Below are 12,887 nucleotides of genomic sequence, written 5' to 3'. Positions count from 1 at the left end.
GCCGCTCAGTCGCCGGTGGCGGCCGGTTCCGCCGACGGCCCGGCCCGGCCCAGTCGCCGGTCGGTTTCGAAGGCGAGGCTCAGCTCGGCCACGTCGCGCGGCTCGGACAGGGCGCGGCCGGTGCGCTCCTCCAGGCGGCGCAGCCGGTGCCGGACGGTGTTGGGGTGGCAGAACAGGGCGGCAGCGGTCCGGTCGGCCGATCCGCCGTGGTCCAGCCAGGCACCGAAGGTCTCCAGCAGCAGGGCGCGCTGTGCCCCGGGAAGGGCGTCCAGCCCGGCCAGGACGCCGTGGGCGACGCGCTGCATGACCTCCGGCGCGCACGCGGCGGCGATGGCCAGCGGGGCGCGGTCGAAGACGGTCACCGCCTGGCCCTCGAACGCGGCGTGCAGGGCGATCCTGGCCAGCCGCAGGGCCGCGGCGGTGTCCTTGAGCTCGCCGTACACCGGGCTGACGCCGACCCGGCCCACGGCGGCGCCCGCGACGACGGCGGCCAGCCGGTCGAGGCCGCCTGCGCCGCGCGGCAGTCGGGCGATGCCGACCTCGGTGTCGTGCAGCAGCCGCCAGGCCGAAGCGGCCCCGATGGACCGGAGGGCCTCCTCCGCGCCCGGGAGGGCGTGGCTGCCGATGTCGGTGACCTGGGCGGCGATGACCACATAGGGGCCCTGCGGGGGAATGCGCAGGATCGCCGCCGCGTCCCACAGCTCGGCCCCGGCGAGCCGCCCCTCGAGCAGTGCCTCGACCACTGCCGAGCGCTCCTGGTCCCGCCGCAGGGTCTGGGCCGTCACCTCCTCGCGGTAGCCCTCGGCCATGTGCTGCGTGTAGGTGTCCAGCACCAGCCACATCTCCGAGGCCGCCCGGACGGTGGCCTCGGCCGGGACGCCCTCGTGGGCGGCGGTCTCCGCCAGCCGGTCCCACAGGAAGCGCGCGCCGACGCGGTACGCCTCCATCACCGCTGTCAGCGGTACCCCGGCCCGGGCGCGGCGGCGGCCGTTCTCCCGGGATTCGGGCGAGCTGAGCGCCGGCGCACTGCCGAGCGGGCCGAAGATGAAGCGGACGTTCTCCAGGCAGGTGCGGCGCAGCTCCTCCGCGCTGACCGCCGCGTCGCTGCCGTACCGGGGCACGGCGGCGCGGATCCGGGCGGCCATGCGGTCGGCGAGATCGTCGGCCTGCCGCAGCATCCGCGCACCCAGGCGCTCCACCTGTGCGTCGAGGCTCTCGGACGGTCGGTGTTCCATCCACCAATCCTAATCGGCTCGGACCGGCGCCCAGCGGCCCTGGATTGTTCCCGGGGACAATCCGGCGGCGCCAACGGTGCCGACCGGAACATCGACTCCGGGCGGTGGACCGCGCGAGGATGGGCGGACGGCGGAAGCGCCCCTCCCCCTTCTGACTGAACGTTTCTGAACGGCGGTGCAGCGATGAGCCTCAGTGCTCGTGAGCAGCAGGAGATCGACCGGGCGAACGAATCCGGGCTCACGCCCGTGGTCTTCGTCCACGGCCTGTGGATGCTGGCGTCGAGCTGGCAGCCGTGGCGCTCACTCTTCGAGGAGAACGGCTGCACCACCGTCGCCCCGGGCTGGCCCGACGATCCGGAGAGCGTCGCCGAGGCACGTCGGCACCCGGAGGTCTTCGCGGGCAAGTCCGTCGGGCAGGTCACCGACCACATGGCCCAGGTCGTCGCGGGGCTGCGGCAGCGGCCCGTGGTGATCGGGCACTCCTTCGGCGGCCTGATCACCCAGCAGCTGGCCGGGCGGGGGCTGGCCGCCGCGTCCGTGGCGATCGACTCGGCGCCGTTCCGGGGCGTGCTGCCGCTCCCGCTGTCGGCGCTGCGGTCGGCCCTGCCGGTCATCGGCAACCCGGCCAACTACCGGCGCTCCGTCGCGCTCAGCTACCCGCAGTTCCGCTACTCCTTCGCCAACGCCGTCGGCGAGGAGGAGGCCCGGAGCCTCTACGAGACGTATCCGGTGGCCGGTTCCGGCATCCCGCTGTTCCAGGCGGCCACCGCGAACGTCAACCCGGCCACCGAGGCCAGGGTGGACACCGGCCATGCCGGGCGCGGCCCGCTGCTGCTGATCAGCGGGGAGCGGGACCACATCGCCCCGCGCGCGATCGCCGCCGCCTCGTACCGCAGGCAGCGGCGCAACCCGGCGGTCACCGAGTTCCTGGAGATCACCGGGCGCGGCCACTCCCTGGTCTTCGACAGCGGGTGGCACGAGGTCGCCACCGCGGCCCTCGACTTCGTCCGGAAGCACGCCTGAGGTTCCGCACGGTCGGGCGGCGCCTGCCCGGGGTCGCCGGTCCGGCGCGGACGGGCGGGCTTAGGTTCGCCCCATGACAAACCTTCACCTCGACGACGGCCGGACCCTCGAATACCGGGTGTCCGGTCCCGCGGACGGGACACCCCTGGTCCTGCACACCGGCACTCCCTCCGCGGCGATCGCGTTCGAGCCGCTGGCTGCGACGGCCGGCACGGCCTGCGGGTCGTGGTCCTCAGCCGCCCCGGGTACGTCGGTTCGTCGCCCCGGCCGGGCCGTACGGTCGCCTCGGTGGCCGAGGACGTCGCCGCCGTCCTGGACGCGCTGGGCGGCGAGCGGTTCCTGACCGTCGGCTGGTCCGGCGGCGGTCCCGCACGCCCTGGCCTGTGCCGCGCTGCTGCCCGGCCGGTGCGCGGCCGTCGCCACCGTGGCCGGGGTCGCCCCGTAGGGCGCCGAGGGCCTGGACTGGCCGGCCGGGATGGGCGCGGACAACGTGGAGGAGCTCGCGGCAGCCGCCGCCGGGGAGGAGCCGCTGACCGCGTTCCTGAGCGCGCAACTCCCGGATCTGGCCCAGGTGCAGGGCGACCAGATCGCGGCCGCCATGGGCGATCTGGTGTCCGAGGTGGACCGGAAGGCGCTCACCGACGACGTCGCCGAGCACACCGCGGAGGTGTTCCGGGCGGCCGTCTCCACCGGCATCGCCGACTGGCGCGACGACGACCTGGCCTTCGTCCGCGACTGGGGCTTCGACCTCGGTGCGGTCCGCACCCCGGTCTCGGTCTGGCAGGGCGCCCAGGACCGGATGGTGCCCTACGCCCACGGCCAATGGCTGGCGGGCCGCCTGGCCGGAGCCGTTGTGCACCTGGAGGCGGACGAGGGGCACCTGTCGCTGATGCTCGATGCCTTCGACGCCATCGTCGCCGAACTGGCCGCGCACCTGGCCTGAGGCGTACGCCGGTGCCGGGCGCGGCGGTCCTCGCCCGGCACACCTGCCCAAGTCGCACCGGTTTCCCAGGTGACCAGCTGTAGTTCTCCGGTTCCCACCTATGCTCGTGCTCATGGCAACCACGACCACCCCCGCGGCGGAGAGCCTGCGCGAGCGCAAGAAGCGGATGACCCGCCAGGCGATCTTCGCCGCCGCCCAGCGCCTGTTCGGCGAGCGGGGCTTCGACGCGGTCACGGTTGCCGAGATCGCCGACGCCGCCAACATCTCGGTCAAGACCCTCTTCACCTATGTCCGCTCCAAGGAGGAGCTGGTCTTCGCCGACGGCCCCACCGTCCTGGACGCCGTGGTCGAGGCCGTGCGCGACCGCGACCCGGCCACCAGCCCGCTCGACGCGGTGGCCCGGACGCTGCTGGACGAGATCGCCGACGGCCAGGACCCGCCCTGCCTGGAGGGCCTGCACCGGCTGCTCGGCGCCGGTCCCGCCGTCCGCTCCCGGCTGCGCCGGATGTGGGAGGAGACCGAGGACGCCCTGACCGAGGCCCTCGCCGACGACGCCGACGACGCCGCCGCCCGCGCCGGACACCGGCTCACCGCCGCCCAGTTGATGATCCTGGTGCGCGGCGTCACCAGCCAGGAGGTCCGCGCCCTGATCAGTCCGCACCGGACGGCCGGGGCGCAGCGCCGGGCGCTGGACGGCTGGATCCGCACCGCCGCCGGACGCCTGGCCCGGGGACTGCCCGCAACCCCGGCGTCCGAACCGGGCTGACCGGCCGCCGCGCCCGCCCCTGCGACCGGGAACGTCGCTCGCTCATCTGTACGGTTTGAGCGGGTACATTGGCGCATCATGCTTTCTGTTCGCATTCTGGGGCCGATGGACGCCGACATCGACGGCGCTCCGGTGAACCTCGGGAGCCCCCGGCAACGCGCCCTGCTCGCCCTGCTGCTGACCAGCCGCGGCAGCGTGGTGCCGGTGGACCGGGTGATGGACCAGCTGTGGCGCGGCCGGCCCCCGGAGAAGGCCACCACCTCGCTGCACGTCTACGTGTCGAACCTGCGCCGGCTGCTGGAGCCCGGACGCCCCCCGCGCGCCCGGGCCGGGGTCCTGGTCAGCGCCGCCCCCGGGTACGCGGTGCAGCTCCCCGACGAGGCCGTCGACGCCTGGCGGTTCGAGGCCGCCGTACGGCAGGCCCGGCTCGCCGCGCCGCCGACGGCGCACCGCCTGCTGGAGGACGCGCTCGGCTGGTGGCGCGGCCCGGCCTACGCGGAGTGGGCCGACGAGGCGTGGGCCGGGGCCGAGTGCGCCCGGCTGGGCGAACTGTGCCTGACCGCACGCGAGCTGATGATCGGGGTGGCGCTGCGGATCGGGCGGGTGGACGAGGCCGTGCAGGGCGCCGAGACCCTCATCCGGCGGCACCCGCTGCGCGAGGAGGGCTGGCGGCTGCTGGCGCTCGCCCTGTGGGCCTCCGGGCGTCGGGCGGACGCCCAGTCGGCGCTGCGCCGGGCCTGCGCGGTCATCGCCGACGAGCTGGGCCTCGGCCCCGGCAGCGCCCTGGCCGAGCTGGAGCAGGCCGTCCGGGACGGGCGGACGGAGGTGCTGCGCGCCGCCGCCCCCGGCTGCGTGCCCCGCGCAGCCGGGTCGTCCGCGCCACCGGCGGCGGCGCAGACCGCACGTGCCGCCGTGGCCGCTGCTGAGGCCGAGGCCGAGTCCGCCGCCGACACCGAGGAGCTGTTCATCGGGCGGGAGGACGACCTGCGCGGCCTGGACGAGGCCGCCCGCGCCGCCCGGCAGCGCGGCGGCGTCGTCCTGGTCACCGGCGAGGCCGGAGCCGGGAAGTCCGCGCTGCTGGCCCAGTTCGGCCGCAGGCTGCGGGCCGACGGCTGGACCGTGGTCGTCGGCCGCTGCCCCGAGATCGACGGCGCGCCGCCCGCCTGGGCCTGGGTGGAGGCGCTGGGCGTGCTGGCCCGGCGTACGCCCCCGGACGAACCCGGCGCCCTGGGCGCGCTGCTGCGCGAACCGCAGGCCCAGCCCTCGCCCCAGGACGACGCCACCGTCGGCCGGTTCCGGCTGCACCGGACGTTCGGCGCCTGGCTGCGGGCCGCCTCCGCCGAAGCGCCGCTGGCCGTGGTCATCGACGACCTGCACCGGGCCGACGGCGAGACGCTGGCGCTGCTGGAGCGCGTCGCCGACCTCGTCGGCACGCCGGTGCTGGCCGTCGCCGCCTACCGCCCCACCGACACCGGGGAGAAGCTCACCAAGACCCTCGCCGAGCTGGCCCGGCGCTCACCGCACCGGCTGGCCCTCGGCGGGCTGCCGCCGCACGACGTGGACACCCTGGTCACCGCGGTGTGCGGGGCGCCGGTCGACACCGCCATGGTCACCGCGCTCGCCGAACGCACCGGCGGCAACCCCTTCTACGTCTGGGAGAGCGCCCGCCTGCTGGCCAGCGAAGGGGCCCTGGTCGCCACCTCCGAAGTGCCCGAAGGCGTACGCGACGTGCTGCGAAGACGGTTGCGGCAGCTCCCGCCCGCCGCCCTGGCACTGCTCCAACTGGCCTCCGTGGTCGGCCGCGAGACCGCCGTCAGCGTCCTGATCGAAGCCGCCGACGCCGACGAGCACGAGGTCCTGGACGGCCTGGAGGCGGGCATCCGGGCCGGACTGCTGACCGAACCCGGCCTGGACCGGGTCAGGTTCGCCCACGAACTCGTGCGCGACACCCTCTACACCGACCTCGCCGGGGTGCGCCGGGCCCGAATGCACGCCCGGCTGGCCGAGGTCCTGCGCCGCCGGTGCCCGGACGACCTCCCGGCCCTGGCCCACCACTTCGCCCGCTCCGGCACGGTGGAGACCGCGTGGCTCGCCGTCGAGTACTCCCTCGGCGCGGCCGACCTGGCGGAGCGCCGCTACGCCCACGACACCGCGGTGGAACTGCTCAACCAGGCCATCGAGTCCTTCGCGCTGATCCCCTCCGCCGCCACCGAGCACGCCGGACGCCTGGTCGCCCTGCTGGGGCGGCTGCTGCGCGCGCAGATCCGGGCCGGCGCGATCGTCTCCGCCCGGCGCACCCGCCAACTCGCCATCGACGCGGCCGAAGGTGTCGGCCACGACGAACTGGCCGCCGCCGCGCTCGGCGCCTGGAGCGGCGCCGCGCTCTCGCTCAGCGGCCCGCACGGCCTGGTCGACCCCGGCGCCATCGACACCTTCGTCGACCGGCTGACCACCCGCGCCGACCTGAGCCCGGTCGTCCTGGACGGGCTGCGGCCGAGCGCCGCCGACGGCCCGCCGCGCCCCGCAGGCACCTTCGGCTCCGCCGACGAACGGGCCGCCTCCCGGGCGGCGGAACGGCAGTTGGCCATCGCCCGCGCCGTCGGCGATCCGCTGCTGCTGGCCTCCGCCCTGACCACCATGGCCGGGCTCGTCCCGCACGAACTGCAGGCCGACCGCCGGGAACTGCTGATGGCGGAGCTGCGCGCGCTCGGCTACGCCCACGACCTGCCCGCCAACCAGTGGGTGCACGGGCACATCGGCGGCATGGTCGCCGGGGCCAGGAACGACGCCGCGGAGGTCCGCCGGCACGCCCAGGAGGGGCTCGAACTCGCCCGCCGGCACCGGCTGGTGGAGGCCGAGGCGATCAACCTGTCCACCCTGGCCATGCTCGCCCACATCGAGGGCCGGTTCGACGAGGCCGAGGCCGGCTACGTCGAGGTGCGCGACCGGCTGCGGCGCCAGGGCTCGTCCCACGGCGACTCCGTGCACGCCCTGGGCGTGGCCACCATCCGGCTCAGCCAGGGGCGGCCCGACGCCATCGAACCGCTGCTGCGGAAGTTCTACGACATGGGCGCCCCGGGGGCCGGGCACGTCCTCGGCGTCGTCCTGGCCAAGCAGGGCAGGACCGAGGAGGCCCGCGCCCTGCACCGCCCCGCCACACCGTTGCCCGACCACCTCTACGGCATCGCCCTGTCCATCCGCGCCGAACTGGCCCACCTGCTGGACGACCGGGCCGCCGCCCTGGAGCTGGTCCCGCTGCTGCACCCGGTCAGCGACCAGCTGGCCGGCGCCGCCAGCACCTCCTTCGCCTCCCGCCCGCTCGCCCAGGCCCTCGGCGAGCTGTACCGCCTGCTCGGCGACGAGTCCCGGGCGTTGCGGCAGTTCGCCCGCGCCGAGGCCGTCGCCCGGCAGTGGGGCTCGGCGCACCTGGCCGCCGCCGCCGCCCGCGCCGCCGCCGCGCCCGCTGCCCGCGCCTGACCGGGACCGACGCCTGACCGGGACCGACGCCTGACCGGGACCGACGTCTGACCGGAGCCCGGGCTTCCTACGGCCGTCGGCGCACCTGGGATTCCAGCAGCGCCGCCGCCGTGCGCGCCCCGGCGGCCAGGTGCGCCGAACCCCACTGCACCGCCACGGCCTCGGCCAGCGCGTAGTTCTCGGCCGCCGCCTCGTCGTCGCCGACCAGGCGGCACAGGTCGCCGAGGGCGTGCGCCAGCGGCCGGGTCGCGTAGGCCGTCCCCGCGCCCCCGGCCAGTTGGCCCCGGATCGGCAGCAGCAGCCGGATCAGACCGTGCGCGGCCTCCCGGTCCTCCAGCAGATGGGCCAGCTGCGCCCGGAACTCGATGTCCAGGCCGTACAGGTGGTCGGGCATGGGCCCCGGCGTCCAGTGCAGCGCCCGGGCCTCCTCGATCCGGCCCTGCCGGGCCAGGACGAGCGCGTAGGAGTAGCCGGCCGAGGGGCCCAGCTTCTCGTACACGCCGCGCATCACGGCCTCCACCTCGCCGGTGCGCTCCTGGGTGAGGCGGACGGTGACCAGGCCCAGGGTGTAGAGGTCGTCGCCGTGGGCGGCCCCGGCGCGCCGCGCCAGCTCCCTGGTCTCGGCGTAGCCGGCCTCGGCCGCCTCGAAGCGGCCCTCCACGTGTGCCAGCATCGCCATGGTCGAGGAGTTGATGGCCTGCGCCCACAGCATCCGGTAGCGGCGGGCGATCAGCAGCCCCTCCTCGGTGTGCCGGCGCAGCCCCGCGACGTCGTTGCGCGCACCGCAGACCGTCCCGGCCAGGTGCTCGCCCAGCCACTGGTAGGCGGGCAGGTCGTGCTCCGCCGCCAGCGACCGCAACTCGGCGACCAGCGGCGCCCGGTGGTCCGCCTGGAACTCGTGCGGCACCGGCTTGGCCATGGTCATCAGCGCGGCGGCCAGCAGCTGCGGATCGCCGTCCGCGCGGGCCAGCTCCAGCTGCCGCACCGCGGCTGCCCGCGCCCTCGGCTCGTCCACCGCCACCAGCTCGTCCACCAGCGCCTGCAGCAGACGGGCCCGGGTGGGGCGGTCGACGTCGGTGCGGGCGGTGAGCCGCTCCAGCCGGTCCACCGCGACCTCGTCGTACGAGCCGTGCAGCCGGGTGTGCCACGGCGTCGGTTCCGTCCACGCCGCGTACACGGCCGCGACCAGGTCGTCCCGGCCGGCCTGCTCGGCCAGCTCCAGCGCCTGCTCCCGCGAGGCCCGGGCGGCCACCGTCGAGCCGGCCCGGATCTGCGCCTGCATCCGCCGCTCCAGCAGCCGGACGAGGGTGTCCAGGCGCTCGTCCGGATCGGCCGGCGCCGACCGGGACGCTTCGATGGCCTGCTCGATCAGCTCAATGGCCAGGTCGTAGGTGTAGCGCCGCTCGGCCAGGTCGGCGGCGCGGAGCGAGTAGTCCACGGCCAGCGGCGCCGCGGCGGGCGAGCCCGACCGGGCGAAGTGGTGCGCCAGCGCCGCGAAGTCGTTGGGGCGGTGCCGGCGCAGCGCCTCCGCCACCCGGGCGTGCAGCCGCGCCCGGCGCACCCCCAGCAGGTCGGTGTAGACGGTGTCGCGGACCAGCGCGTGCACGAAGCGGACCCGGCCGGGCCCGGGTTCGGTCAGCAGGCCCGCGTTGACGGCCGCCTCCAGGCCGTCGAACACCTGCTGCTCGTCCGTCCCGGCGGCCCCGGCGGCGTCCAGCAGGACGGCCACCTCGGTCTCCCGGCCGACGACGGAGGCCAGGTGCAGCATCGAGCCCGCGGACGCGGGCAGTCGCCCGAGCCGTCGGCGCAGCACGTCCCGTACGCCCTGCGGGACTTCGGAGATGGCGACCAGCGCGCCCTCGCTCTCCAGCAGCCGGGCGCTCTCCTGGACGTAGAACGGATTGCCGCCGGTGCGCTCGGCCAGCACCGCGACGGTGGCCTCGTCGACCGGCGCGCCGCAGACCGTGGCGACCAGGGCGGCGACGTCCCGCAGCGGCAGTCCGCCCAGCGGCACCCGGTGCGGCCGCCGCAGCGCGAGCTTGGCGAGGGTCTTGGTGAGCCCGTCCTCCACCTCGGTCGGACGGTAGGCGGCGATGGTCAGCAGCGGCACCCCGCCCAGCCCGGCGGCGGCCTCCAGCAGCGCCAGCGTCTCGCTGTCCGCGCGGTGCAGATCGTCCAGGACGACGGCCAGCGGCGCCTGCTCCGCCGCCGCCCGGAGCCAGGCGGTGAACGCGCGGTGCAGGTGGAACCGGCCCGCGGTGGCGTCGTCGTGGGCGCTCGGGGCGGTCTCCGGCTCGCGCAGCAGCGCCGCCAGGTCGTCCGGCCGCGCGGGCGGGACCAGCCGGGCCAGCGCGGTCAGCGCCTCCACCCAGGCCCAGGCCGGCTGCGCGCCGTCGAACTCCGGGCAGCGCCCGACGACGACCGTCCACCCCTCGCTGTGGAGCTGCTGCCGTACCTGGTCCAGCAGCGCCGACTTCCCGGCGCCGGGCTCGCCGGTGACCAGCGCCACGCCGCCCCGGCCGCGCGCGGTGCGGGCGAAGGCCGTCAGCGCGGTCAGCTCGCAGGCGCGGCCGACGAACGGCTCGGACGGCGGCTGCGCCTGCGGCGCGGCGGGCGGCCCGTACGCGGGCTCCGGCGGCGTCACCGGTGCCGCGCCGGTGCCGGGCGCCTCCGTCCGGCTGCCCGGGGCCACCTCGTGCAGCACGTCCAGCCGCTGCCGCAGGATGGCGGACTCCAGCTCGGCGAGGCCGGGGCCGGGGTCGATGCCCAGCTCGTCGCGCAGCAGCGCCGCCGCTCGGCGCAGCGTGGACAGCGCGTCGGCCTGCCGTCCGCAGGCCCACTGGGCGATGGCGAGCAGCCGCCACCCCTCCTCCCGCAGCGGGCTGTCGCGGACCAGCACCTCGGCGGTCGGGGCGGCCTCGGCCGCGCGGCCGGTGCGCAGGTCGGCGGCGACGGCCAGTTCGCGCACCTCCGCATGCAACTCGGTCAGCCGCGCCGCCTCGGTGCTCGCCCACGCCTCGTCGGCGGTCTCGGCGAAGGCCGGGCCGCGCCACCAGCCGAGCGCCTCCGCGAGCAGCCGCCGGGCCTCCTCGGGCGGGGCGGTCCGCGCCTGCCGCACGGCCGCCTCGAAGCGCCAGGCGTCCACCGCCTCCTCCGGCAGCCGCAGCGCGTAGCCCCGGGCGGAGCTGACCAGCACGGTGGCCGGGGTGCGCGGGGGGCGGTCCGGCTCCAGCAGCCGGCGCAGGTTCGACACGTAGCTCTGCAGGGAGACGGTGGCCTTGGCCGGCGGCTGCCCGCGCCAGAGCTGCGCGGCCATCCGCTCGGTGGGGACGGCGCCGCCGCGGGCGGCCGTCAGCATGGCCAGCACCGAGCGCTGCCGAGGAGGTCCCAGGTCGACGGGGGCCCCGCTGATCTCGGCGACCAGCGAACCCAGGACTCGAATGTGCAGCACGCCGCCGAAATCTACCCCACCCGCCGTCGGCGTCCGCCTGCGGCCTGCTCATGCCAAGCAGGAGCCAAGCGGATGCCAAGGAAGCGCCAAGCATTCCCGGCCAGCCTGTGGGCCGGGCAGCGGGGCCCGGCCCCCGCCGGGGCCCCGCTGCCCGCCTGGACGCACCGCAGCAGGACGGAAATGAGCAAGACATGGCAATTCTAGATTCGGCGCCCCTCGACGTGGTCGACGCGTACCGGACGTGCGAGTTCGTGACGCTCGGCCGGGACGGCACCCCGCTGGCCTGGCCCACCGCCGTACGGCGGCGCGAGGACGGCTCGCTGCTGGTGACCACGTCCCTGGCGTTCGCCCAGAAGGCGCTGAACGTGCGCCGGGACGGACGCGTCGGGCTGCTGTTCTCCGACCCGACCGGCAGCGGGCTCGAGCACGCCCCGCAGGTCTTCGTCAGCGGCACGGCCGTCTGCCCGGACGAGATCCTGGCCGGACCGGAGGGCGCCGAGGAGTACTGGCGGATGCTCTTCGAGCGGCAGCCGCACAGCCGCGCGTACGTCGCCGCGCCCGGCCGCTGGTTCATGAGCTGGTACTACCTGCGGCTGCTGATCACCATCGAGCCGGACCGGGTCGGCGTGCGCCCCCCGCTGGCCGAACTCCTCGACGCCCCGCTCCCCGACGCCCCGCCCGCCGAGGGGCAGGCGACGGAGAGCCTGCTCGGCGCGGAGCTGTTGGCCGGGTTCCCCAGCGCCGTGCTCGGCGCCCGCGACGTCTCGGGCGCGCCCGTGCTCCAGCGGACCCGGCCCCGGCCCACCGGCGAGGGCTACGCGGTCGAGGTCGCGGCCGGCACCGAGATCGTCCCCGGCCCGGCCGGCCTGCTGGTGCACCGGCACGACGAGCAGCTCAACCACATGCACAACGCGCTGGTGCGCGGTGTGCTGCGGTCGGTCGGGGAGCGCTGGCTGTTCGTGCCCACCGGGCTGGTGGCGCCCGTCGGCGCCGGACGTCCGCGCGACGCCGTCCGCACGCTGCGCAACGCCCGCAAGGCCACCGCGCGCTACCTGGACCGCCGCGGCCTGCCCCAGCCCCGGGTGCAGTGGGACCGGTTCGCGGCGCTCGCGGCGCCCGCCGCGCCCGCGCGGCAGCGGGACGGGGACTGACCCCGCCGTTCCCGACGGGCGGTCGGCCGGACACCCCTGGACGCAGAGGTTGTTCGGCCGACCCGCCACCACCGCGTGCTACCAGCCGGGTTGCCGCAGGCCCCGGCTGTCCTCGCCGCGGATGCGGCGCACATGGGAGCGGTACTGCCGCTGCCCGACCAGCCGCCACACCAGCCGGGCCGGGCCCGGGAGCCGGCCGAGGAACTCCGCGCGCTCCTCGTCGGAGGCGTCCTCCAGGATGGCCCCCAGGGCGATCAGCCGCTTGTTGCGGGGGGTCTCGGCCAGCCCGCGCTCGCCGACCTCGCGCCACTCCGCCGCGCTGATGTGCTGCGCGACCAGCGGCATCACCTCGCGCTCCTCCTCGTCCAGGTGCGAGCAGAGGGTGCGGTTGTGTTCGACCAGCGCCTGCACCAGGTCGTCCCGGGCCGGCACCGAGGCGGTCGACGCCCAGGGCTCCAGCAGCTTCTCCACCCGCTCCAGACCGGCGCTGAGCTCGTGGTGCTGCGCCTCCATCCGCTGCACCCGGGCGGCGTCCAGCTCCGCCCGCTCCAGCAGCTTGGGCCAGACCAGGTCGTCCTCGCCCGCGTGGTGCAGGTGCAGTCCCAGCGCGTAGGTGCGCCAGGCCTCGGCCAGCAGTCCGGCGCGCCGGACGTCCCCCTCGTCGACCGCCCCGATCAGCTTGGCCAGGAGCAGGGACTCACGCCGGAAGATCCGGTGGATCATCTCCATCTCTTGCGTGTACGGGTGGGGAGCGAGCGGGGTGGAACGGGAGGTGTCGATTGCCATGGGGACGAGTGTGGTGATGCCACTGGTAGCTGACTTGGAACCACTTGGCGTCCCC

At 76.1% G+C, this 12,887-nt stretch carries 8 protein-coding genes and 1 pseudogene; 6 read left to right on the top strand and 3 right to left on the bottom strand.

Annotation, left to right across the window (positions count from 1 at the left end; genetic code table 11):
- Window positions 1–5 precede the first annotated feature (5 nt).
- Window positions 6–1,235 carry a helix-turn-helix domain-containing protein gene (locus tag GXW83_RS22235; protein WP_182444812.1) on the bottom strand — a complete coding sequence of 410 codons (1,230 nt, stop codon included), beginning with the start codon at window positions 1,233–1,235 and terminating at the stop codon, window positions 6–8.
- A gap of 183 nt (window positions 1,236–1,418) precedes the next feature.
- Here GXW83_RS22235 and GXW83_RS22230 point away from each other — a divergent pair, with 183 nt between their 5' ends.
- The 5 genes and pseudogenes from GXW83_RS22230 to GXW83_RS22215 all read left to right on the top strand — a co-directional run bounded on the left by GXW83_RS22230 (window position 1,419) and on the right by GXW83_RS22215 (window position 7,444).
- On the top strand, window positions 1,419–2,258 hold the full coding sequence (locus GXW83_RS22230; RefSeq protein WP_182444811.1) for an alpha/beta hydrolase: 840 nt from the start codon (window positions 1,419–1,421) through the stop codon (window positions 2,256–2,258).
- A gap of 111 nt (window positions 2,259–2,369) precedes the next feature.
- A pseudogene (locus GXW83_RS35405) lies at window positions 2,370–2,612 on the top strand (alpha/beta fold hydrolase); the annotation flags it as partial.
- Window positions 2,613–2,733: 121 nt separating this feature from the next.
- Window positions 2,734–3,201, top strand: a complete 468-nt coding sequence (locus tag GXW83_RS34345; RefSeq protein WP_225447173.1) for an alpha/beta fold hydrolase — start codon at window positions 2,734–2,736, stop codon at window positions 3,199–3,201.
- 112 nt (window positions 3,202–3,313) lie between these two features.
- Window positions 3,314–3,967 carry a TetR/AcrR family transcriptional regulator gene (locus GXW83_RS22220; RefSeq protein WP_182444810.1) on the top strand — a complete coding sequence of 218 codons (654 nt, stop codon included), beginning with the start codon at window positions 3,314–3,316 and terminating at the stop codon, window positions 3,965–3,967.
- 78 nt (window positions 3,968–4,045) lie between these two features.
- Window positions 4,046–7,444, top strand: coding sequence for a BTAD domain-containing putative transcriptional regulator (locus tag GXW83_RS22215; RefSeq protein WP_182444809.1), 3,399 nt, complete (start codon window positions 4,046–4,048; stop codon window positions 7,442–7,444).
- A gap of 67 nt (window positions 7,445–7,511) precedes the next feature.
- Here GXW83_RS22215 and GXW83_RS22210 read toward each other — a convergent pair whose 3' ends face one another.
- Window positions 7,512–10,895 carry a BTAD domain-containing putative transcriptional regulator gene (locus tag GXW83_RS22210; protein WP_225447172.1) on the bottom strand — a complete coding sequence of 1,128 codons (3,384 nt, stop codon included), beginning with the start codon at window positions 10,893–10,895 and terminating at the stop codon, window positions 7,512–7,514.
- Between the two features lie 191 nt (window positions 10,896–11,086).
- On the opposite strand from GXW83_RS22210, the gene GXW83_RS22205 reads away from it, so the two are divergent.
- A complete protein-coding gene (locus tag GXW83_RS22205) occupies window positions 11,087–12,046 on the top strand; it encodes a pyridoxamine 5'-phosphate oxidase family protein (protein WP_182444807.1) in 960 nt (319 codons plus the stop codon).
- 78 nt (window positions 12,047–12,124) lie between these two features.
- On the opposite strand, the gene GXW83_RS22200 is transcribed toward GXW83_RS22205, so the two are convergent.
- Window positions 12,125–12,832: a hemerythrin domain-containing protein gene (locus GXW83_RS22200; protein WP_182444806.1), complete on the bottom strand. Its 708-nt coding sequence runs from the start codon at window positions 12,830–12,832 to the stop codon at window positions 12,125–12,127.
- Window positions 12,833–12,887 lie beyond the last annotated feature (55 nt).

Origin of the sequence: Streptacidiphilus sp. PB12-B1b (genome assembly GCF_014084125.1) — a bacterium.
Classification (GTDB): domain Bacteria; phylum Actinomycetota; class Actinomycetes; order Streptomycetales; family Streptomycetaceae; genus Streptacidiphilus.
The sequence above is the reverse complement of the archived record's forward strand: the minus strand, read 5'-3'. Positions and strand labels throughout refer to the sequence as shown.

What these genes read in the sequence shown, in the direction of transcription:
- GXW83_RS22235 (WP_182444812.1), bottom strand. Translation starts at nt 1,235, where the DNA reads ATGGAACACCGACCGTCCGAGAGCCTCGACGCACAGGTGGAGCGCCTG.
- GXW83_RS22230 (WP_182444811.1), top strand. Translation starts at nt 1,419, where the DNA reads ATGAGCCTCAGTGCTCGTGAGCAGCAGGAGATCGACCGGGCGAACGAA.
- GXW83_RS34345 (WP_225447173.1), top strand. Translation starts at nt 2,734, where the DNA reads ATGGGCGCGGACAACGTGGAGGAGCTCGCGGCAGCCGCCGCCGGGGAG.
- GXW83_RS22220 (WP_182444810.1), top strand. Translation starts at nt 3,314, where the DNA reads ATGGCAACCACGACCACCCCCGCGGCGGAGAGCCTGCGCGAGCGCAAG.
- GXW83_RS22215 (WP_182444809.1), top strand. Translation starts at nt 4,046, where the DNA reads ATGCTTTCTGTTCGCATTCTGGGGCCGATGGACGCCGACATCGACGGC.
- GXW83_RS22205 (WP_182444807.1), top strand. Translation starts at nt 11,087, where the DNA reads ATGGCAATTCTAGATTCGGCGCCCCTCGACGTGGTCGACGCGTACCGG.
- GXW83_RS22200 (WP_182444806.1), bottom strand. Translation starts at nt 12,832, where the DNA reads ATGGCAATCGACACCTCCCGTTCCACCCCGCTCGCTCCCCACCCGTAC.